This is a genomic window from Actinoplanes lobatus (genome assembly GCF_014205215.1).
Lineage (GTDB): Bacteria > Actinomycetota > Actinomycetes > Mycobacteriales > Micromonosporaceae > Actinoplanes > Actinoplanes lobatus.
Genome location: NZ_JACHNC010000001.1, coordinates 9104326 through 9124945, shown reverse-complemented (window position 1 = coordinate 9124945; position 20620 = coordinate 9104326). Strand labels below are relative to the sequence as shown.

The following is a 20620-nucleotide window of genomic DNA, read 5'->3' as shown; positions in this document are numbered from 1 at the left end:
TACGCGTGTCCTCGTCCCGCCTTCATCAGGGCCGTCCCCTCCGGTCGGCGCGCGCCTACCGCCTGCTCCGGCCTGTGCCGCGCCCGCCGGGCTGAGATCGGTGCCCGGGCAGGCCGGGCCGACCGCCACTTCCTGATCTGCCGCCGGTCACGGCCCTGCTTCCGGTCACGCCGGGCGGCCGGTCGCGGTGTTGCCGGCCGTGCTCCCGGATCGCTCCCGGCCGTAGCGCCGCTCGCCCGGTGCGGGTGGTCGCGGTTTGCTGGCCAGGCATCGGGGCTGCCCGCTCCCAGCCGTAGCGCCGGCCGCCCTGGGCGGGTGGTCGCGGTCTTGCTTCCCAGGCACGGGGCTGCCCGCTCCCGGCCGTGGCGTCGGTCGCCCGGGGTGGGTGGTCGCGGTCTTGCTTCCCAGACACGAGGGCTGCCCGCTCCCGGCCGTGGCGTCGGTCGCCCGGGGTGGGTGGTCGCGCTTGCGTGAGGGTGGGCGCGCATGGTGGTGGTGTCGTGGTCGCCTACGTGGCCTATCGGGGCGATGGCCGCCCACGTGGCGGCTTTCGTGTGCGCTCACCGCCGAAAGCCCGGCCGGCTGGAACTCCGCGTGAGCGAGGGACCCGGTTCACCGGCTCTTGTGGAAGATCGAGGTGGCCAGAGGGTCTCTTTCCCGGTTGTTGCCGGGGGTGGATGTCAAGTCGCCTGTTTGCGTGTTTCCCGTCTTCGCCGCGAGGTTAGGCCGGTCACCGTCGGCCGCGCGAGTCATCCGCAGGCATCGATGTAGATCTTGGGTGATCGTCACCGAGCGCGGGATCTTGCGCCATTGTGGCCATCCGGGAGTCTCCTTCTTGGGCGTTCGCGGTTCTCCGTCAAGCGCCCGGTCGGGCGAACCGCCAAATGGGGGCGCCGTCCGCCGCGCTGGGCGGAAATGGGGCTTTCACTGGAGACAGTCGCCCGTTTCGCCCGCTTTGCGTGCCGCTGTTGTGCGATCTTGAACGATTTACCACCGCCCCGGGTGGTAAATCGTTCAAGATCGCTCCGGGTGGCGCGTCCTGCTGCGAGGGATTGCGGATTCGGCCGTAGGCAGCCAAGAAGAAGACTCCCGGATGTATCCGATACCCCAAGGTCTTCCAGCAGAAATAGATCATGGGCGATGATTGGCCGCCGGACAACAGCCAGGAATCAAGATCGGCCCGACAGCCGCCATCGCCCAAGATCGCCGGCGAGTCGGGATGACGCCGCAGCCATCCGACTGCGTGACTCGACATCGCGGCCACCCACAACCGAGAAACAGGCTCCAGAACAGCACGGATGTACCAGGCACCCTCATGCGCCCAAGATCGCGGTCACGGTTGGTGACGTTCGGCGGGTTTCCGTGGCGCGACCGGTATCAAGCGCCACCACCCGCGTGGCGCGAGCGGCGTGACGGCCGGGAGCAGCGGCACGGTTGCCTGGGAAGCAAAACTGCGACCACCCACTCAGGGTGCCCGGCGTGACGGCCGCGAGCAGGCAGCCCCGATGCCTGGGAAGCATGACCGCAACCGCGCGCCCGGAGCGACTGGCGTGATGGCCGGGAGCGGCGGCACGGTTGCCTGGGAAGCGTGACCGCAACCGCGCGCCCGGAGCGACTGGCGTGATGGCCGGGAGCGGCGGCACGGTTGCCTGGGAAGCGTGACCGCAACCGCGCGCCCGGAGCGACTGGCGTGATGGCCGGGAGCGGCGGCACGGTTGCCTGGGAAGCGTGACCGCAACCGCGCGCCCGGAGCGACTGGCGTGATGGCCGGGAGCGGCGGCACGGTTGCCTGGCGAGCACCACCGCAACTACCCGGCTGGCGCGAGCGGCGTGACGGCTGGGAGCAACGCCCAGGTTGCCTGGCATGCACGAAGCGCAACCACCCGCCCGGCGCGAGTGGCGGCACCCGTGGGGGTGGCCGACCGATCTACGCCCGGCGGGCGCGGCACGGGCCGGAGTGGGCAGTGAGCGCGCGCCGACCGGACGGAACGGTCCTGATGAGACGGGCACGGGGACACGCGTACCGGAAAATGGAGCCGGAAGGCGGACCTGGCGGGATCAGCTCAGGACGATGGGGTCGAAGATCTTGGCGAAGGTCTGCTGCTCCTCGGCCGTGTTGAAGCTGGCGTAGTAGTGCAGGCGGTCGTAGTCGGCGTCGCTCGGGAAGACCAGGGAGCTGTTCGCGACCGCCTCCAGGTAGGTGCGGTCGTCGCCGGACTGGGTGGCGGCGTCCTTGCGCAGCTGTTCCTGGGCGGCCGGGACCGGGCAGACGTAGTTGATGTACCCGGCCAGGGACGCCGCGTTCTCCACCTCGTAGAAGAAGTCGATCAGCATGAGGGCGTCGACCGGGTTGGCGGCGGTCACCGGGATCGCGAGGTTGTCGGTCCAGATGGTTCCGCCCTCGTCCGGGATGACGAACTTCAAGTTCGTACCGTCGGAGATGTTCTTCTGGAAGATGTCCCCGGACCAGGCCTGCGAGATCCAGATCTCGCCCTTGCCGAGGGCGTCGAGGTAGTCCTGTTCGTAGTAGTTGCGGACGATGCCGGCGTCCTTCTGCTGGCGCAGCTTGGCGGCGGCCTGGCGCCAGTCGGCCTCGGTGGACCGCCCGGGGGTGATGCCGGCCGCCAGCATGCCGAAGTTGGCCAGCTCGGTGACGTCGGACATCATGCCGACCTTGCCCTTGTACCGCGGGTTCCACAGGTCGGCGAGGCTGGTGACGGGGCCGTCGACCTTGTCCGGGTCGTAGGCGATGCCGGTGATCCCGGAGGCCCACGGCACGCTGAACACGTTGGCCGGGTCGAACGACTCCTCGGTGTACTTCGCGGCGGCGTTCTCGGCGAAGTTCGGCAGGCGGGTGTGGTCGAGCGGCGCCAGGAAGCCGGCTGAGAGGAAACGGCCGAACTGGATGCCGTTGGTGATTACCATCAGGTCGTAGCCGATCGGCTTGCCGGCCGAGAGCTGCGGCTGCACCTTGGCGAACCAGGGGCCCATCTCCTGGATGACCTCTTCGTAGTTCACCGTGATGCCGGTCCGCCTGGTGAACTTCGCGAGCTCCGGCTTCGACGGGTCCATGTAGAGGGGCCAGTTGGCGAAGTCGACCGTGCCGTTCTGCTTCCGGCCCTCCCAGAAGGTCTCGAGCGTGGAGCCCGGGTTCGCCTCCGGCTGGACCTGGCCGGGGACACCGCACGCGGCCAGTGCCGCGCCGAGCGCGGACAGGCCACCGATCCGGAGCGCGTCGCGACGGCCGAGGCGTTGCTGGGTGATGCCGCGGCGCAGGGACGGGTCGGCGGTGGTGCGGTGGAACATCGGACTCCTCGTACCGGGGGCGGCGGGGTTCTGACCAGCAACGTTACGTCGATGACCAGCCGGTAACCATGTGATGAATTCGGCCGATCAGTTGATCTTGACGGGACGTTCATCCATGCCGGATGAGGTGCCGGGAAGCCGCCGTGGCGACGCTCGGGACGGTAGCCCGCGTCCTTGAGGAGGACTACATGACCGGCTATAACGCGCCGACTGACCCCCGGCCGAGTCCCACCGTGAACGCTGGAAAACTGTGGGCCGGTGGCGCGGCCACCGCGGCTGTGGCCGCCCTCATCGCGATCGCCGGCGTCCTGCTCGGCCGCGGCCTGTTCAACGTCGACGTGCTCGCCCCGAAAGGCCAGGGCGCCTGGGGTGACGCCTCCACCGGCTGGTACGCCCTGGGCGCCGCGCTGGCCGCGCTCGCCGCGACCGGCCTGATCCATGTGCTGATCATCACCACGCCCCGGCCGATGCGGTTCTTCGGCTGGGTCATGGCCCTGGCCACCGTGGTGGCGATGCTCGCGCCGTTCGTCACCGACGAGTCGCTCGGCTCCCGGATCTTCACGGCCGGGCTCAACTTCATTCTCGGCGTCGCGATCGGCTCGCTGGTCGCCGGAACCGCCAAGACCGCGATCGTGCCGGTGGCCGTCCATCCGGCGCCCCGGCCCTACCCCCGTCCGTACCGCTGAGGATCTTCACCCCGGAGGGATGATATGGCGACCATGACGTCTCCACCGGACGCGGGTGAGGAGCCCGCGTTCCATGTGCTGTCGGTTCCTGAGGCCCTCGCGGCCGAGAAGGTCGACGGGCAGCGCGGCCTGAGCGCCGAGGAGGTGGTAATCCGGCGCGAGAGGTACGGCCCGAACCGTTTCGCCGAGGCGAAGAAGGAGCCGTGGTGGCGCGCCTTCCTCCGGCAGTACGCGGACCCGATGCAGCTGGTCCTGCTGGCCGCCGGTATCGGTAGCCTCTACCCGCTCAAGCAGTGGGGCACCGGCATCATGCTGATCGCCCTGACGCTGCTGAACGCGGCGCTGGGCCTGCAGCAGGAGGGCAAGGCGGCGGCCGCCATCGACGCCCTCCAGAAGATGATGATCATCAAGGCCAAGGTACGCCGGGACGGCGCGCTGGCCGAGGTGCCCGCCGAGGAGCTGGTCCCCGGGGACGTGGTGGTGATGGAGGCCGGCGACGTGGTGCCGGCCGACGGGCGCCTGCTGCGCGCGGCCACCCTGGAGATCGACGAGTCGGCGCTGACCGGTGAGAGCCTGCCGGTGGCCAAGGACGTGGACCCGGTCCAGTCGGCCGACACCGCGCTGGGCGACCGGTCCGACATGGCCTACATGAACACCAACGTCACCCGCGGCACGGGCGAGCTGCTGGTCACCGCGACCGGCATGACCACCGAGGTCGGCCGGATCTCCGGCATGCTCCAGACCGAGAAGGACGCGGACACGCCGCTCACCCGGCAGCTCAGCAAGCTCACCAACCAGATCCTGGTGATCGCCGGTTTCGCCCTGGTGGCCTCGGTGATCATCAACCTGGCCCGGGGCAATGCGTTCACCGTGGTGTTCACCGCGGCGGTGGCGTTCGCCGTGTCGGCCATCCCGACCGGTCTGCCCGCCGTGGTCACCACGATCCTGTCGCTCGGCACGCAGATGCTGGCCAAGTCCAACGCGATCGTGAAGCGGTTGCGCTCGACCGAGACGCTCGGCTCCACCTCGGCGATCAACTCCGACAAGACCGGCACGCTGACGCTCAACCAGATGACCGCGATCGAGATGGCCATCCCGGGGCACCGCTACACCATCTCCGGCGGCGGCTACTCGATCGACGGCGTGATCAAGCGGGTGGCCGGCGAGGGAGAGGTCGACCTCGAGGAATACCTGCTGCCGATGGTGCTGGCCTCGGACGCGGTGGTCAACGACGGCAACCTGATCGGCGACCCGACCGAGGGCGCGCTGGTGGTGCTCGCCGAGAAGGGCGGCATCGACTCGGTGACCACCCGGGAACGGTACCCGCGGGTGGCCGAGCTGCCGTTCGACGCGGCGTACAAGATGATGGCGACCTTCCACCGGATGACCGGCCCGGACGGAGCCGAGGTGATCCGCTGCTTCGTCAAGGGCGCGCCGGACCAGGTGCTGGCCCGCTCGACGGTGACCGACGAGATGGGCGTGAAATATCTGGCCGAGAACACCCGCCTGGCCCGGCAGGGGCTGCGGGTGCTGGCCACCGCCCGCCGCGACTTCGACCCGGCGACCTTCGACCCGGCCGCCGACCTGCTCACCCTGCTCGACGACCTGACCCCGCTGGCGCTGATCGGCATCGTCGACCCGCCCCGCCCGCAGGCCCAGGCCGCGATCACCCAGGCGCACGCGGCCGGCATCGAGGTCCGCATGATCACCGGCGACCACGCGGTCACCGCCGCGGCCATCGCCGGCAAGCTGGGCATCCGCGGCCGGGCGATCACCGGCGCCGAGTTCGGCGCGATGAGCGACGAGGAGGTGGACCGGGAGATCGACGGGATCGGCGTGATCGCCCGGGTCACCCCGGAGCACAAGGTACGCCTCGTCGAGGTGCTCAAGCGCAAGGGCCACATCGTCGCGATGACCGGCGACGGCGTGAACGACGCGCCGGCGCTGAAGAAGGCGGACATCGGCATCGCGATGGGGATCACCGGCACCGAGGTCAGCAAAGAGGCCGCCGCCATGATCCTCACCGACGACGACTTCGCCACCATCGTGAAGGCCGTCGAGCTGGGCCGGGCCCTCTACGCCAACCTGAAGAAGTACATCTTCTTCCAGATCGGCGTACTGATCGGCATGGTCGTCACGTTCCTCGCGTCGAGCATCTTCAACATCGCCTCCGGCGTGCCGTTCGTGCCCCTCCAGACCCTGTGGCTCAACTTCACCACGCAGGTGTTCCAGGCCGTGGGGCTCGGCTACGGCAAGGCCGAGGCCGACATCATGCAGCGCAAGCCGCGCAAGTCCGACGAGCCGCTGCTGAGCCGCAGCTCGCTGGGCTGGCTGAGCTTCGTCGGCCTGGTGATGGGCGTGGTCACCCTCGCGGTGATCTGGTGGGCCGACGACAGGTACGGCCTGGACCCGGGCCGCACCATGGGCCTGACCGCCTTCTCGATCGCCAACCTGACCTTCTCGCTCACCGCGCGCAGTGAACTGCGGTCGGTGTTCAGCCTGGAGACCTTCGACGACCGGCGGTTCCTGATCACCACCGGGATGTCGGCGGCCGCCATCGTGCTGGGCACCGAGCTGGGTCTGTTCCAGAGGATCCTGAACACCACCAGCCTGGACCTGGGTCAGTGGCTGATCTGCCTGGTGGCCGGCTCGATCGTGATCCTGCCGACCGAGATCCGTAAGGCGGTCTTCCGGCGGCGGGCCGCGAGACAGACCGCCGCGGTGGCGTGATGGGCACGCCGGGGCTGCTGCAACTGGGCGACGTGGCGATCGGCGCGGCCATCCGCGCCGGGGAGCGGGCCGGCGAGACACTGACCCGGCTCCGGGACGAGGCCCGGGCGCGGATCAAGGAGGTCCGGCTCGACGATCTCAACGAGCTCGCCGAGCTGGGCGCCTCCGAACGCAACCGGGTGATCGAGAACGCCATCACCGCGCTGGCCCACTCGCGGATCGTCGACCGGGTCGTGGAGATCCAGTTGGCCCGGGTGCTGGAACTGCTGGAACGCGAGCCGGACCGGATCCGGGCCCTGGTCCGGGGACAGCGCGACAGCATGGTCGGCGACGTGGTGGGCCGGGTGCGGGCGGGCGCGGCGGCCGGTGACGCCGCCGTGGACCGGATCACCCTGCGGATGACCGGTCGCGGCCAGCTCATCGATCCCTCAACATGAACGAGTACGCCGGGCTGGTGAGCCGGTTCCTGGCGTACACGGTGGACGCGGTCGTGGTGGCCGTGTTCACGGGCGGGGCGGCGCTGGTCTTCGGGGTCATCGCCGCCATCGTCGGTTCCGGGGCGTGGGAGCTGGCCCGGCTGGTCGTGTCGTCCTATCTGGCGCTGCTGCCCGCGGTGCTGGCGCTCTACTGCGCGGTTTTCTGGATGCTGGCCGGCCGGACCCCCGGGATGGCGTTCCTCGGCCTGCGTGTGGTGCGTGCCGACGGGCGTACGCCGGGCTGGTTCGCCTCGTTCCTGCGTGGCCTGATGCTGGCGTACTTCCCGATCGGGGCGCTGTGGCTGCTGATCGACCGGCGGCGGCAGGGCCTGCACGACAAGGTCGCCCGCACCTCGGTGGTGCGGGCGACCCCGGCATCGACGACACAGTGAACATGGAACGCGCCGGCCACCGTGGCTCGAAGCCTGACGGTGACCGGCGCGGGCCGGTCCGGGTCGCTGGTCAGCGACCCAGGATGCGGGCCTTCTGCTCCTGGAACTCCTGCTCGGTGAGCACCCCCTGAGCCTTCAGCTCACCCAGCCGCTGGAGCTGTTCGAGCTGGGCCGAGGTGTCGTCCACCGGCGGCGGCGGCGGGGGAGGAGGCGGCGGCGCCGACTCGTAGTACTGCTGCTGCGGGGGAGGAGCCTGTTGGGCCCACCGGCCGGCCTGCCTCCGGGAGACCCGGTTGGACACCGCGGTCGCCGTGCCGGCGACCACCGCGGTCCGTGCCATGCCACGCAACAGTCCGGGCATCGCGATCACCTTCCCTGGAGGGAGGCCGCCACGGCCTCCTCGGTCTCGTCGAGGGCCTGCAGCAGTGCCTGGACCGGGATTCGCCCGCCCGCCACCAGATGCGCCCCGTTGCGGCGCAGTGCGGTGGCCAGCGGTGCCGCCCACAGGTTCTCGTACACCAGGATGATCGCGGCCGCTCCCTCCTCCAGAATGCCGGCGATGTCGTGCAGGTCGTCGCCGCCGAGGATGCCCGACGCGGCGCCCTGGAAGGCGCCGAAGCCGCTCAGGTCGAGCTCCTTGTGCTCGAAGGCGGTCACCCCGCCGCCGTGCTCCTTGCGGACGAAGAGGATGTCCAGCACGCGGATGATCCCCCGGTCCACCAGGTCCATCAGCAGCGGCAGCGCCGTCCCGTTCAGGCTCCCCTCGGGGAACTCGACACACAGGTAGTCGACCGGGCCCATTTCGCCCAGTTCCACCTCGCTCATCTCAGCCTCCCGCTCATCGCTCTCCCAAGCTCGTACGCGCCCGATGTCAACGTGTTCAGCGTGCTGGGCCGCGGGCCGGGCCACGTCATCCGCCGAGGGTGAACTCCGGAGGGCGCCGGGACCGCCGGTACGCCGTGGGACGGGGTTCATCCACGCCGGATGAGGTGCCTTCAGGGGCGCGCGAGGAACCGTCGGCAGGGGCCGGTAGAACGCCGGCCGTCGATTTTCTCCGCTGGCGAGGAGCAGACCATGAACATTCCGGCGAGCGAATCACCACCGGCCGGTTCCCCGGACGGTACCGGCCCGGAGGACGAGCGGGTGGAGGATTCGGCGCGGGTCGGCGTACCGGACTCCGAGGAGATCGAGCGGCTCCGGGCGGAGGTGACCGCTCTGCGTGCCCAGCTCGAAGGCCAGGGGCGCCGAAGGCGGCCGCGCGGTGTCGCGATCCGCCGGGGCGTGGCCGCCGTGCTCGCCGCCGTCGCCGCCTTCGCGCTGGTGACCAGCGTGGTCGGGCTGTGGGCGGCGAGGACCACGCTGAACACCGACCGGTGGGTGGCCACCGTCGCGCCGTTGCCGCAGGACCCGAAGGTGAACGCGGCGGTCGCCGAGTACGCCACCACCGAGGTCTTCCGGGTGCTCGACGTGGAACAGCGGCTGCGTGCCGTGCTGCCGGAGCAGGCCGCGTTCGTGGCCGGGCCGCTCACCGGGCAGATCCGCGAGCAGGTCCGCAAGACGGTGCAGAACGTGCTGGGCAGCGACCGCTTCCAGGTGATCTGGGTGGAGCTGAACCGGCAGTTGCACCAGCGGATGGTCGCCGTCATCGAGGGGGAGAGCAGTGTCGTCACGGCGAGCGAGGACAGTGTCCAGATCGACCTGCTGCCCCTGATCAACCAGGTGCTGCGGCAGCTCAGCGACCAACTGCCGACCCTCTTCGGCAAACAGGTCACGCTGCCCGACCTGAGCAGCGGCGCCATCCCGGAGAACCTGCGGCTGCGGGTCGAGGAGGCGCTCGGGGTGACGTTGCCGGCCAACTTCGCCACGTTCACCGTCTACGACTCCGGGCAGCTGTGGGAGGTCCAGCAGGCCGTCGACTCGGCGAAACGGTATCTGGCGCTGTTCGTGGCCGGGACGATCCTGCTGCTGCTGGCCGCGTTCGTGGTGTCGCCGCAGCGCCGCCGGACCGCGGTGCAGTTCGGGCTCTGGCTGGTGGCGGCGGCCGTGACGGTCACCGCGGTGCTGCGCGCGGTGCGCCGGGAGATCCTCGAGACGGTGCCGGCCGGGGTCTACCACGACGGGGTGGACGCGGCCATGACCACGGTGTTCAGCCTGCTCCGGGAGCGGGCGGTCCAGCTCATCCTGATCGGCTCGGCGATCGCGCTGCTGGCGTACCTGGCGGGGCCGGGCCGGTTCCCGGTGTGGCTGCGCCGCTCGACGGCGCGGGGCACGGCGGCCGGCTGGCGGCAGGTCCGGGCCGGTTCGGCGGTGGTCGTGGCCCGGGGACCCGGCTTCATCGCCGCGCATCTCGATCCGGTACGGGTGGGCGGGCTCGTCGTGGCGATCCTGCTGGCCCTGGTGCTGTCCTCGTGGACGTCGCTGCTGGTGATCGTGGTGCTGCTGGCGGCGTACGAGGTGGCGGTCACGCTGATCGCGCGCCGGCAGGCCGAGGCGGTACGGACGCCGCCGCCCGCCCTCGGCTGAGGACGGGCGGCGGGAAGTTCGGCTCATACGTCCGTGACGGCCTCCAACCGGCCGTCACGGACCGCTGCCGTGAAGGCCGCGTGGTCGGCCTCGACCTGGTCGGCGTACGACTCGGCGAACTCCGCCAGCGCCTTGTCGAACCGGTCGCGGGAACCCAGGTACGCGGCGATCGCGATCCGGTCCCCGCCGCACGCGTGGGCCCGGGCCAGGGTCCAGGCGCACAGGCTCCCGTACGCCGTCAGCGCCCCGGCGTCCATCTCCTGGACCGTGGCGCCGCCCTTCCAGTCGCGCAGCTGGCGTACGTAGAAGTCGCGGGTCTTCCCGTCGAACCCCTCGACCCGGTGCCAGCCCAGGAAGATGTCGCTGGCCGCCTGCATGATCCGCTGACCGGCCACCACCCGGCGGCCCTCGTTGTCGATCTCCGTCCCGCCGGGCCGCGGCACCAGCCCCCGCAGCACCGACGGCCCGGCCTCCTTGACCTGCAACAGCAGCGGGTCGTCCGGGTCCCGGCCGGTCAGCAGCACGATCCAGCAGCGGGTGCCGACACTGCCGACACCGACCACCTTGCGGGCCATGTCGACGAACTGGAAGGCGTCGAACAGCCGCCGCCGGTCGTCGGCGAGGCTGTCGCGGTACCCGGCCATCAGGTCGATGATCTGTGCCTCGAGCTGCTTGCGGGTCACGTCCGGCACCAGGTCCTCGACCGGCACCAGCAGCGGCGGGTCGGCGACGATGCGCCGGCGCCCGTCCACCTCGGCGGTCAGTTTCCGGTACGCCTGGAGGCTGGTGCGGGTGCGCGCCTTCGCCCCGACCCGGGCCAGCCGTTCCTGGCGGGTCCGGGTGAGCTTGTCGCCGAGCTGCTCGCGCAACTCGTCGAGGTCGGCGCGGGCGTACCAGAGGTCCAGCGTTCGCATGGCCGCGAAGCGGGTCATCGCCTCCCGGTAGGCGCGCACCGACGACGCCACGATCGCGGCGCGGTCCCGGCGTTTGAACCCGTTCTCCCGGCCGGCCAGCGCCAGGCTGGTGGCCAGGCGTTTGACGTCCCATTCGAACGGGCCGGGGTGCGTCTCGTCGAAGTCGTTGAGGTCGAAGACGAGACGCCGTTCCGGGGAGGCGTAGAGGCCGAAGTTGAAGATGTGCGCGTCCCCGCAGAGGTGGGTGTCCAGCTCGGTCGAGGGTGCGGTGGCCAGGTCCCGGGCCATCAGCAGCGCGGTGCCGCGGTAGAAGGCCAGCGGGGACGCCATCATCCGCCCGTGCCGGATCGGCAGCAGCTCCGGAAGCCGGTCGCCCTCCTCGGCGGTGAGCACGCCGACCGGGTCCTCCCGGCCGGCGGCCGGTTCGTATGCGGCGTGCGCGGCGGGCGGGACGCGCTTGCGCGCCTCCCGCCCGGTCTGTGCGCGCGACGCCGGGTCAGGGCGTCGCGCCACCGAACGCCTCCAGGAGGATGTCCCGTTCGCCCTCGGTCAGGTTGGTGGCGATCAGCTGCTTGTGCAGGCCGTGGAACCGTTCGCCGAGCCGGTCCAGGTTGCCCTGGTCGGTGACCAGGAACAGCGCCGAGGTGCCCTCGGTGATCTCGGCCCGGATGGTCTCCAGCTGCTGCCGGTCGATGCCGGTGCCCTCGGTGGCCTTGACCAGGGCGCCGATGCCCGCGCCGACGGCCGCGCCGGCGACCGGGACGAGGAAGAGGCCGCCGATCACGATGCCCCAGAAGGCGCCCCAGCCGGTGTACCGGTGGCCGCTCTCGTGCTCGTGGTGGGTCTCCGGGGCGGCCGCGCCCTGCGGCCAGCTGACCACCGCGTAGTCAATGATCTTGACGAGGCCCTCGTCGCGGGCGTGCCGGAGGATGCCGGCGGCCTGTTCCGCGCGCTGCGGGTCGTCGAACTTCCATACCGTGAACGTGGTCATGGGGGTTCTTCCTCCTCGGGGGTCAGGGACGGGGCCGTCCCGAATGGGTCCGCTTCTCGGCGGGGGGTCCACCGGAGAGCAGGTCGTTGATCCAGCGGGTCGACGGGTCGATGTCCACCAGCAGGCCCTTGGCGAGCAGGGTCAGCGGGATGGCCAGCAGTGCGCCGAGCGCGCCCAGCACCCAGGCCCAGAAGATCAGCGACAGGAACGAGACGGTGGCGGAGAGGCCGACCGCGTCGCCCACGATCTTGGGCTGGATGATCGACTGGATGATGAAGTTGACCACGCAGTAGAGCGCGATCACGGCCAGCATCAGCTCGGGGCCGCCCTGGAGCAGGCCGAGCAGGGCCGGTGGCACCACCCCGATGATGAAACCGATGTTCGGGATGTAGTTGGTGATGAACGACAGCAGGCCCCACAGCAGCGGCAGCGGGATGCCGAGCCACCACAGCAGCGCCACGTCGAACACCGCCACGATCAGCCCGAACACCGTGCACACCAGCAGGTAGCGCCGGGTGCCGTGGGCGAACGAGCGCAGCGCCTCGACCACCTGCGGGCGTTCCGCGACGGTTCCCTGCAACCGGGCCGGGAAGTCCACCGCGTCGATGCACATGAACAGCAGCACGGCCAGCAGGAAGATCGAGTTGGACAGGACCGAGGCCAGGCCGCCGAAGAGGGAGCCGACCAGGTCCAGCACGGTTCCGGCGTCGGCGCCGGCGACCGCGGTCCGCACCTGCTCGACCTGGATGCCGAGCGAGCTGAGGCCCTGGACCAGGTCCTCGCGGATGCCCGCGAACTGGGCCTGGTACTGCGGCAGCAGGTCGATCAGCTGGGACACCGAGACCAGCAGCGCCCCGCCGAGCGCGAACAGTCCCAGGTAGACGACCAGCGTGGTGACGGTCATGGCCACCCAGGACGGTGCGCCGTGGCGGCGCATCCACTCGGTGAGCGGGCTGACCGTCACCGCGAGCATGAGTCCCAGGAAGACCGGTCCGACGAGATCCGACACCCCGCGCAGGCCGGCCACCACCACCACGAGGCAGGCGGTGCCGAGCAGAACGATCACCCCGCGTGGCAGGCCCGCCTGGCCGCCTTGGCCGTTCTGGTGGTTACGCGCGGCGAGCCGCGGCAAGAGCCGCGGCTGCCGGGCGACCAGGCGGGTCATGGTCCGCTCCGGCCGGGACCGCCTCCTCGTTCGGTCCCGGCCGGGCGGCCGTCAGTACTTGACCTCACGGCCGTGCACGGTCAGGGCGTAGATCACCAGAACGTCGAGGGCGATCACGATGCTGCACCACACCGGGTAGGCCGGCAGGAACGCCAGGTTGGCCAGCGCGCTGAGCCCGGCGATGATGACGCCGACCACGCGAGCCCACATCTGGCCCGCGAGGAGGCCGAGCCCTGTGCCCACCGCGATCAGGCCGATCACGATGTGCGTCCAGCCGTAGGTGCTGAAGTTCACCGGCACGACAAGGCCGTTGGAGGTGGTCAGAAAGAAGTCCTCGCGAAACAGGGCGACGATCCCCTCGATCGCCTGGAACGAGCCGAGCATCAGCATCATGACGCCGGCGAAGACCACCATCCCCACCCAACCGGTCGGCTGGCGCCGCCCGGCGGGCGCGTAGTTCTCCGCCTGTAGCGGCTCTGTGTTGGTCATGGTTATTCTCCCTCGTCAACGGGGTTCTCCGGTGATGGTCCGATCATGTGGCGGGACCGGTGACCGCCACGCCATCCGTGGCGGATGAAACCCCGGTCAGGCGGCGGAGACAGACGACCTCCACGCCGGACCGGTCCAGACGGGTGAGCAGCTTCTCCAGGTCGGCGTCCGAGAGCTTGCCGCGGATCGTGCTCTGCCGCGGGAGGGTGCGCCAGCGCAGATCGCCCAGCGCCATGCGTAGCAGGGGACCGAGGAACCCCCGGACCCGGATCTCGTACCGCTCCTGCATGACTGCGCCCCCTCCACCGGTGACTGTCTGTAGCAGCCACCTTTCACGACGTGACCCCGGATGACTTCATCCGCTCGGAATGAGGAATGCCGACCGTGTCCGTGGCTGACTGATCGGGACGCCGCAGTGCCCCGTTTGCGGCGGCACGACAGTGACACCACACGGGTACGGAAGGAGAGAGCCATGGCGATTCTGGTAGCCATCGGTTATTCCGACGAGACCACGGCGACGGCGGCGTCGCTGGAGGCGAATCGGCTGGCCAAGGATCTGATCATCCAGCCGGACGCGATCGCGACGATCATCCGCGACAAGGAGGGCAAGTTCCACGTCACCACGAACCACCACGCCGTGGCGGGCGGCACCACGTGGGGCATGTTCTGGGGTCTGCTCTTCGGGATGCTGTTCTTCATCCCGGTGCTCGGCATGGCGGTCGGCGCCGGCCTCGGCGCCCTCACCGGCAAGCTGACCAAGGGCGCCATCAACAAGGAGTTCCAGGAGCGCATCCGCGAGGAGCTCCAGCCGGGCACGTCGGCGCTGTTCCTGGTGGTCGAGGCGGTCACCCCGGACAAGGCGGTGGAGGCGCTCAGCAAGTTCGGTGGCACGGTGCTCAAGTCGTCGCTGTCGAAGGAGGCCGAGGCCGAGCTGCAGGACGCCCTGCACGGTGGCGAACAGCAGTAACGTTTCCGGACCCGGACGCCGCCCGAGATCGGGTGGCGTCCGTCGTATATGAGGGTGAGAGGACGGGGAGGACCAGAGATGGCGATCGGCGACTGGGCGCCGGGACTGAGGGTCGCCGCCGGGTACAAGCCGGCCTGGCTGCCGAAGGACCTGGTGGCCGGGATCGTGCTGACCACCCTGCTCGTGCCGCAGGGCATGGCGTACGCCGAGCTGGCCGGCCTGCCACCGATCACCGGGTTGTACACCTCGATCCTGTGCCTGCTCGCGTACGCCGTCTTCGGGCCGTCGAAGATCCTGGTCCTCGGCCCGGACTCGTCGCTCGGCCCGATGATCGCCGCGGTGGTCCTGCCGTTGATCGTCGCGGACGGCGACCCGGCCCGGGCGGTGGCGCTGGCCTCGGTGCTGGCCCTGCTGGTCGGGGTGATGATGACGGTGGCCGCGGTCGCGAAACTCGGATTCGTGGCCGACCTGCTGTCGCATCCCACCCAGATCGGGTACATCAACGGCCTGGCCCTGACCATCCTGATCGGGCAGCTGCCGAAGCTGTTCGGCTTCTCGGTCGACGCCGACGGCCTGATCGGCGAGGCGGTGGGCTTCGTGCGCGGTGTCGCGGCCGGGGAGACGCTGCCGGTGGCGCTCATCATCGGCGCCGGCGGCCTGGCCGTCATCCTGCTGCTGCAACGCTTTCTGCCGAAGGTCCCCGGCATCCTGGTCGCGGTCCTCGGCGCCACCGTGGTGACGTCGGTGTTCGGGCTGGCCGACCAGGGCGTCGACGTGGTCGGGCCGCTGCCGCGGGGCTTCCCGCCGCTGACCATCCCGCACATCGACTGGTCGGACCTGGGCATCCTGGCGGCCGGCGCGCTCGGCATCACCCTGGTGTCGGTCACCGACACCATCTCCACGGCGTCCGCCTTCGCCGCCCGTACCGGGCAGGAGGTGCGCGGCAACCAGGAGATGGCCGGCATCGGGGCGGCCAACCTGGCGGCCGGGCTGTTCCAGGGCTTCCCGGTCAGCACCAGCGGATCGCGGACCGCGGTGGCCTTCCAGTCCGGCGCCCGTACCCAGTTGACCGGGGTGGTCGGCGCGGCGGCCATCACGCTGCTGCTGGTCCTCGCGCCCGGGCTGCTGCGGAACCTGCCGCAAGCGATGCTGGCGGCCGTGGTGATCGCCGCCTCGCTGTCGCTGGCCGACATGTCCGGCATGCGGCGGCTGTGGCGGCAGCGGCGGGTGGAGTTCAGCCTGGCGCTGGCCGCGTTCCTGGGCGTGGCGCTGCTGGGCGTGCTGCCCGGCATCGCGGTCGCGGTCGCGCTGTCGGTGCTCAACGTCTTCCGGCGGCTGTGGTGGCCGTACTCGACCGAACTGGGCCGCCCGGACGGGGTGGCCGGATACCATGACGTGCGCTCCTACCCGGACGGCGTGCGGTTCCCCGGGCTGGTGCTGTTCCGTTTCGACGCGCCGCTGATCTTCGCGAACGCCCGCACGTTCCGTGAGGAGATCCGGCACCTGGCGCATGCCGATCCGGCGCCGCAGTGGATCGTGGTGGCAGCCGAGCCGATCACCGACATCGACACCACCGCGGCCGACATGCTGGAGGACCTCGACGAGGAGCTCAACGCGAACGGGATCTCGCTGGTGTTCGCGGAGATGAAGGACCCGGTGCGTGCCAAGATCGACCGGTACAAGCTGACCCGCACCATCGATCCGGAACACTTCTACCCGACGATCGAGGACGCGGTGGCCGCCTTTCACTCGCGGCGGGGGAAGTGACCGAGGCCCCTGGGGGCCGAGCCTGGCGGTATGGCCATCAACGAGACGGGTGCCGAGCAGCGGCGCCTCCACGACGCCGACACCAACGCCGTGCCGTGGCGGAAGTGGGGACCGTACCTCAGCGAACGGCAGTGGGGCACGGTCCGCGAGGACTACAGCCCGGGCGGCGACGCCTGGGGACATCTCAGTCACGATGCCGCGCGATCCCGGGCGTACCGGTGGGGCGAGGACGGCATCGCCGGGTTCTGCGACGAGGAGCAGGCGGTCTGCCTGGCCGTCGCGCTGTGGAACGGCCGGGACCCGATCCTCAAGGAGCGGTTTTTCGGTCTGACCAACTCCGAGGGCAACCACGGCGAGGACGTCAAGGAGTACTGGTTCTACGTCGACGCCACCCCCACCCACTCCTACCAGCGGATGGTCTACAAGTACCCGCAGGCGCCGTTCCCGTACGAGGATCTGATCGTCTCCAACCGCAACCGCGGCCGCAACGACTTCGAGTACGAGCTGCTGGACACCGGGATCTTCGCCCAGGACCGGTACTTCGACGTCGTCGTGGAGTACGCCAAGGACGGCCCGGAGGACATCCTCGGCCGGATCACCGTGCACAACCGGGGCCCGGAGCCCGCGCCGCTGCGCCTGCTGCCCACCCTGTGGTTCCGCAACACCTGGTCGTGGGACCGCCCGGAGCCGAAGCCGGCGCTGCGGGCCGTCGACGGCGGCGTCGAGGCGGTCCACCACCGGCTCGGCACCCGCCGGTTCGAGGTGTTCGGTGACCACCCGCTGCTGTTCACCGAGAACGAGACCACCGGCACCGGCCGCTACGGCAAGGACGCCTTCCACCGGTACGTGGTGGACGGCGACACCGGCGCGGTGAACCCGGACGGCACCGGCACGAAGGTGGCCGCCGACGTGGCCGTCGAGGTGCCGGCCGGCGGTTCGGTCACCGTCCGGTTCCGGCTCTCCGACCAGCCGTCCGCCGGTGACGCGACGGCCTTCGACGAGCTGGTGGACCGGCGGCGGGCCGAGGCCGACGAGTTCTACGACGTGCTGCTCGACCCGCGGCTCGGCGAGGACGAGCGGCGGGTGACCCGGCAGGCGCTGGCCGGCATGCTGTGGAGCAAGCAGTACTTCGGCTACGACGTGGAGCGCTGGCTCTCCGAACACGGCCGGGACCCGCTGGACGCCAAGGGGATCCGCAACGGCGAATGGTTCCACATGATCTGCCACGACGTCATCTCGATGCCGGACAAGTGGGAGTACCCCTGGTTCGCGGCGTGGGACCTGGCGTTCCAGTCGATCTCGCTGGCGGTGGTCGACCGGGCCTTCGCCAAGGACCAGCTCGATCTGCTGCTCAGCCGCCGCTACCTGCATCCCAACGGCCAGATCCCGGCGTACGAGTGGAACTTCAGCGACGTGAACCCACCGGTGCACGCCTGGGCCACCTATCTGGTCTACGAGCTGGACAAGGCCCGCAGCGGCCGGGGCGACCACGACTGGCTGGAGGCGATCTTCCACAAGCTGGCGCGGAACTTCACCTGGTGGGTGAACCAGAAGGACCACGACGGCAACAACGTCTTCCAGGGCGGCTTCCTCGGGCTGGACAACATCGGCGTGTTCGACCGCAGCGCCCCGCTGCCCACCGGCGGTTACCTGGACCAGGCCGACGGCACCGCGTGGATGGCCCTCTACTGCCAGAGCATGCTGTCGATCGCGCTGGAGCTGTCCCAGCGCGACCCGGTCTACCTGGAGCAGGCGCAGCAGTACTTCGAGCACTTCGCCTGGATCGCGGTGGCGGTCAACCACGAGCACGGCAGCGCGGCCATGTGGGACGAGGAGGACGGCTTCTTCTACGACCTGCTGCGGCTGCCCGACGGCGGCGCCCAGCGGCTGCGGGTGCGCTCGCTGGTCGGCCTGCTCCCACTGGCCGCCGCGACCGTGTACGACAGCGGCACCACCGCCCGGTACCCGCAGCTCATCGAGGGTGTCCAGGACTTCCTGGACCGGCACCCCAGTGTCAACTCGGTGCTGACCCGGGGCCGGATGCAGGGCCGGCACGGTGAGCGGCTGCTGGCGCTCTTCGACGAGGAGCGGCTGCGGCGGATCCTGACCCGGCTGCTCGACGAGAACGAGTTCCTCAGCCCGTACGGGATCCGGTCGCTGTCGAAGCACCACGCCGAGCACCCGTTCGAGGTCCGGGTCGGTGACCAGACGTTCGGGGTGTCGTACCAGCCGGCGGAGTCGGACAGCGGGATGTTCGGCGGCAACTCCAACTGGCGTGGGCCGATCTGGTTCCCGGCCAACATCCTGATGGTCCGGTCCCTGCTGAACCTGTACGTCGCCTACGGCGACGAGCTCACCGTCGAGTGCCCGACCGGCTCCGGGGTGAAGATGACGTTGTTCGAGGTGGCGCGGGAGATCTCCGGCCGGTTGACCAGGATTTTCCTGCCCGGCCCGGACGGCCGTCGGCCCTGCTACGGTGGCCAGGAGGTCTTCACCACGGAGCACTGGAAGAACCTGATCACCTTCGCTGAGTACTTCCACGGCGACAACGGGGCCGGCCTGGGCGCCACCCATCAGACCGGCTGGACCGGGCTGGTGGCCGTGTTCCCGAACATCTTCGCCGGCCTGTCCGGCCCGGACCTGCTCCTCGAGGGCATGACCGGGGTGCTGCGGCGGGCACAGGTCGAGGAGGAGGACCGTTGAGCGAGTGGCCGGACACGCCGGTGATCTACGAGATCGGCACCTGGCCGTGGCTGACCGGGTTGAGCCGGCGCTTCGGCCGCCCGGTCACACTCGCCGACGTGCCCGGCGAGGTGTGGGACGAGATCGCCGTGCCCGGGATCGACGCGGTCTGGCTGATGGGCGTCTGGGAGCGCAGTCCCGCCGGGCTGGCCCTGGCCCAGCACAACGAGGACCTGCAACGGTCGTTCCGGGAGGCGCTGCCCGACCTGGCGCCGGAGGACGTGGTCGGCTCGCCGTACTGCGTGCGCCGCTACCGGGCCGACGAGCGGCTGGGCGGGCCGTCCGGGCTCGCGGCCGCCCGCGCGGCACTGCGGGGGCGGGGCGTCCGGCTGATCCTCGACTACGTGCCCAACCACGTGGCGCCCGACCATCCGGCGGTCTCGCTGAACCCGGAGTGGTTCGTCCGGGGCTCGGCCGAGGATCTGGCCGCCGACCCGCGGGGCTGGTTCGGCGCGGGTGAGCACGTGGTGGCGCACGGCCGGGACCCGTTCTTCCCGCCGTGGCCGGACGTGGCCCAGCTCAACGCGTTCGCCCCGGGGCTGCGCGACGCCACGGCGCGGGTGCTGGGCGACATCGGCGACCAGTGCGACGGGATCCGCTGCGACATGGCGATGCTGTTCACCAACGAGGTGTTCGCCCGTACCTGGGGGCGGTGGGTGGGGCCGGCGCCGGAGGAGGAGTTCTGGCCGCAGGTCTTCGCCCGGGTCCGTGCCCGGCACCCGGGCCTCGCGCTGATCGCCGAGGCGTACTGGGACATGGAGTGGACCCTGCAGCAGCAGGGTTTCGACTTCTGTTACGACAAGCGGCTCTACGACCGGCTGGTCCACGAGGACGCCGGGTCGCTGCGCAAGCATCTGGCGGCGGGCCGCGACTTCCAGGACGGCCTGGTGCGGTTCCTGGAGAACCACGACGAGCCGCGGGCCGCCGCGACGCTGCCCCGCCCGCGGGGCCGGGCCGCGGCGGTGGCGATCGCCACGCTGCCGGGCGCCACGCTCTGGCACGACGGCCAGTTCGACGGACGGCGTACCCGGCTGCCGGTCTTCCTGGCCCGGTTCCCGGACGAGCCGGACGACCCGGAGTCGCGCGACTTCCACCGGCGGCTGCTGACGGCCGCCGCCACGGTCCGCGGGGGCGAGTGGCACACCGTGGACACCCGGGGCTGGCCGGACAACCAGTCCCACCATGACCTGCTGGCCTGGTCATGGCACGACGAGGAGCGGCGGCACCTCGTCGTGATCAATTTCGGGGACCGGCCGGCCCAGGCGCGGGTGGAGGCGCCGTGGCCGGACCTCGCCGGACGCTCCTGGGAGCTGGCCGACCTCCTCGACGGCCGGGTGTTCACCAGGGACGGCGACGAACTGGCCGAGTCCGGGCTATATGTGGACCTTTCCCCGTGGGACTTTCATCTGCTTACGTTCCGTTAACGAAGGCGACACCGAGGGTCACCGGATTATCCGATCCGAACGATGTGC

17 protein-coding genes are annotated in these 20620 nt (G+C 70.5%); 9 read left to right on the top strand and 8 right to left on the bottom strand.

What is annotated here, in order from left to right; genetic code table 11:
* Positions 1-2058: 2058 nt before the first annotated feature.
* A complete protein-coding gene (locus BJ964_RS41630) occupies positions 2059-3306 on the bottom strand; it encodes a polyamine ABC transporter substrate-binding protein (protein ID WP_188125802.1) in 1248 nt (415 codons plus the stop codon).
* A gap of 188 nt (positions 3307-3494) precedes the next feature.
* Between BJ964_RS41630 and BJ964_RS41625 the strand changes: the two genes are divergently transcribed.
* Genes BJ964_RS41625 through BJ964_RS41610 form a run of 4 tightly spaced genes read left to right on the top strand, consistent with a single transcriptional unit; the run spans position 3495 to position 7590 of the window.
* Positions 3495-3992 carry a DUF6069 family protein gene (locus tag BJ964_RS41625; RefSeq protein ID WP_188125801.1) on the top strand — a complete coding sequence of 166 codons (498 nt, stop codon included), beginning with the start codon at positions 3495-3497 and terminating at the stop codon, positions 3990-3992.
* Between the two features lie 33 nt (positions 3993-4025).
* Positions 4026-6722, top strand: coding sequence for a cation-translocating P-type ATPase (locus BJ964_RS41620; protein ID WP_229807048.1), 2697 nt, complete (start codon positions 4026-4028; stop codon positions 6720-6722).
* Entirely contained in the window at positions 6722-7159 is a 438-nt protein-coding gene (locus BJ964_RS41615; protein ID WP_188125799.1) for a hypothetical protein, read from the top strand. Before BJ964_RS41620 ends, BJ964_RS41615 begins: the two co-directional genes overlap by 1 nt.
* Positions 7156-7590 carry an RDD family protein gene (locus BJ964_RS41610; RefSeq protein WP_188125798.1) on the top strand — a complete coding sequence of 145 codons (435 nt, stop codon included), beginning with the start codon at positions 7156-7158 and terminating at the stop codon, positions 7588-7590. The genes BJ964_RS41615 and BJ964_RS41610 overlap by 4 nt, the downstream gene beginning before the upstream one ends.
* Positions 7591-7660: 70 nt before the next feature.
* On the opposite strand, the gene BJ964_RS41605 is transcribed toward BJ964_RS41610, so the two are convergent.
* Both BJ964_RS41605 and BJ964_RS41600 read right to left on the bottom strand, forming a co-directional pair.
* Entirely contained in the window at positions 7661-7951 is a 291-nt protein-coding gene (locus BJ964_RS41605) for an SHOCT domain-containing protein (protein WP_188125797.1), read from the bottom strand.
* Positions 7952-7956: 5 nt separating this feature from the next.
* Complete coding sequence (locus tag BJ964_RS41600) at positions 7957-8415, bottom strand: DUF6325 family protein (RefSeq protein WP_188125796.1); 459 nt, start codon at positions 8413-8415, stop codon at positions 7957-7959.
* 249 nt (positions 8416-8664) lie between these two features.
* Between BJ964_RS41600 and BJ964_RS41595 the strand changes: the two genes are divergently transcribed.
* Positions 8665-10113, top strand: a complete 1449-nt coding sequence (locus tag BJ964_RS41595) for a hypothetical protein (protein ID WP_229807047.1) — start codon at positions 8665-8667, stop codon at positions 10111-10113.
* Between the two features lie 23 nt (positions 10114-10136).
* On the opposite strand, the gene BJ964_RS41590 is transcribed toward BJ964_RS41595, so the two are convergent.
* The 5 genes from BJ964_RS41590 to BJ964_RS41570 are packed head-to-tail and all read right to left on the bottom strand — an operon-like array spanning position 10137 to position 13961.
* Positions 10137-11540, bottom strand: coding sequence for a DUF2252 domain-containing protein (locus BJ964_RS41590; protein WP_188125795.1), 1404 nt, complete (start codon positions 11538-11540; stop codon positions 10137-10139).
* Positions 11524-12018, bottom strand: coding sequence for a DUF1269 domain-containing protein (locus BJ964_RS41585; RefSeq protein WP_188125794.1), 495 nt, complete (start codon positions 12016-12018; stop codon positions 11524-11526). Before BJ964_RS41585 ends, BJ964_RS41590 begins: the two co-directional genes overlap by 17 nt.
* 22 nt (positions 12019-12040) lie before the next feature.
* Complete coding sequence (locus BJ964_RS41580) at positions 12041-13183, bottom strand: AI-2E family transporter (RefSeq protein WP_188125793.1); 1143 nt, start codon at positions 13181-13183, stop codon at positions 12041-12043.
* Between the two features lie 51 nt (positions 13184-13234).
* Positions 13235-13672: a DUF7144 family membrane protein gene (locus BJ964_RS41575; RefSeq protein ID WP_188125792.1), complete on the bottom strand. Its 438-nt coding sequence runs from the start codon at positions 13670-13672 to the stop codon at positions 13235-13237.
* A 43-nt stretch (positions 13673-13715) separates the two neighbouring features.
* Positions 13716-13961 carry a hypothetical protein gene (locus BJ964_RS41570; protein WP_229807046.1) on the bottom strand — a complete coding sequence of 82 codons (246 nt, stop codon included), beginning with the start codon at positions 13959-13961 and terminating at the stop codon, positions 13716-13718.
* Positions 13962-14144: 183 nt separating this feature from the next.
* On the opposite strand from BJ964_RS41570, the gene BJ964_RS41565 reads away from it, so the two are divergent.
* The 4 genes from BJ964_RS41565 (at position 14145) to BJ964_RS41550 (ending at position 20572) form a co-directional block, all read left to right on the top strand.
* Positions 14145-14639 (top strand): DUF1269 domain-containing protein, encoded by a 495-nt coding sequence (locus BJ964_RS41565; RefSeq protein ID WP_188125791.1) that lies wholly within the window; start codon positions 14145-14147, stop codon positions 14637-14639.
* 78 nt (positions 14640-14717) lie between these two features.
* The gene (locus BJ964_RS41560; protein ID WP_188125790.1) at positions 14718-16406 is read left to right on the top strand and encodes a SulP family inorganic anion transporter; all 1689 of its coding nucleotides are present in this window, start codon (positions 14718-14720) and stop codon (positions 16404-16406) included.
* 30 nt (positions 16407-16436) lie between these two features.
* Positions 16437-19109: an MGH1-like glycoside hydrolase domain-containing protein gene (locus tag BJ964_RS41555; protein ID WP_188125789.1), complete on the top strand. Its 2673-nt coding sequence runs from the start codon at positions 16437-16439 to the stop codon at positions 19107-19109.
* Positions 19106-20572, top strand: coding sequence for an alpha-amylase family protein (locus tag BJ964_RS41550; RefSeq protein ID WP_188125788.1), 1467 nt, complete (start codon positions 19106-19108; stop codon positions 20570-20572). The genes BJ964_RS41555 and BJ964_RS41550 overlap by 4 nt, the downstream gene beginning before the upstream one ends.
* The last annotated feature ends 48 nt before the right edge of the window (positions 20573-20620 follow it).

What these genes read in the sequence shown, in the direction of transcription:
- BJ964_RS41630 (WP_188125802.1), bottom strand. Translation starts at nt 3,306, where the DNA reads ATGTTCCACCGCACCACCGCCGACCCGTCCCTGCGCCGCGGCATCACC.
- BJ964_RS41625 (WP_188125801.1), top strand. Translation starts at nt 3,495, where the DNA reads ATGACCGGCTATAACGCGCCGACTGACCCCCGGCCGAGTCCCACCGTG.
- BJ964_RS41620 (WP_229807048.1), top strand. Translation starts at nt 4,026, where the DNA reads ATGACGTCTCCACCGGACGCGGGTGAGGAGCCCGCGTTCCATGTGCTG.
- BJ964_RS41615 (WP_188125799.1), top strand. Translation starts at nt 6,722, where the DNA reads ATGGGCACGCCGGGGCTGCTGCAACTGGGCGACGTGGCGATCGGCGCG.
- BJ964_RS41610 (WP_188125798.1), top strand. Translation starts at nt 7,156, where the DNA reads ATGAACGAGTACGCCGGGCTGGTGAGCCGGTTCCTGGCGTACACGGTG.
- BJ964_RS41605 (WP_188125797.1), bottom strand. Translation starts at nt 7,951, where the DNA reads ATGCCCGGACTGTTGCGTGGCATGGCACGGACCGCGGTGGTCGCCGGC.
- BJ964_RS41600 (WP_188125796.1), bottom strand. Translation starts at nt 8,415, where the DNA reads ATGAGCGAGGTGGAACTGGGCGAAATGGGCCCGGTCGACTACCTGTGT.
- BJ964_RS41595 (WP_229807047.1), top strand. Translation starts at nt 8,665, where the DNA reads ATGAACATTCCGGCGAGCGAATCACCACCGGCCGGTTCCCCGGACGGT.
- BJ964_RS41585 (WP_188125794.1), bottom strand. Translation starts at nt 12,018, where the DNA reads ATGACCACGTTCACGGTATGGAAGTTCGACGACCCGCAGCGCGCGGAA.
- BJ964_RS41580 (WP_188125793.1), bottom strand. Translation starts at nt 13,183, where the DNA reads ATGACCCGCCTGGTCGCCCGGCAGCCGCGGCTCTTGCCGCGGCTCGCC.
- BJ964_RS41575 (WP_188125792.1), bottom strand. Translation starts at nt 13,672, where the DNA reads ATGACCAACACAGAGCCGCTACAGGCGGAGAACTACGCGCCCGCCGGG.
- BJ964_RS41570 (WP_229807046.1), bottom strand. Translation starts at nt 13,961, where the DNA reads ATGCAGGAGCGGTACGAGATCCGGGTCCGGGGGTTCCTCGGTCCCCTG.
- BJ964_RS41565 (WP_188125791.1), top strand. Translation starts at nt 14,145, where the DNA reads ATGGCGATTCTGGTAGCCATCGGTTATTCCGACGAGACCACGGCGACG.
- BJ964_RS41560 (WP_188125790.1), top strand. Translation starts at nt 14,718, where the DNA reads ATGGCGATCGGCGACTGGGCGCCGGGACTGAGGGTCGCCGCCGGGTAC.
- BJ964_RS41555 (WP_188125789.1), top strand. Translation starts at nt 16,437, where the DNA reads ATGGCCATCAACGAGACGGGTGCCGAGCAGCGGCGCCTCCACGACGCC.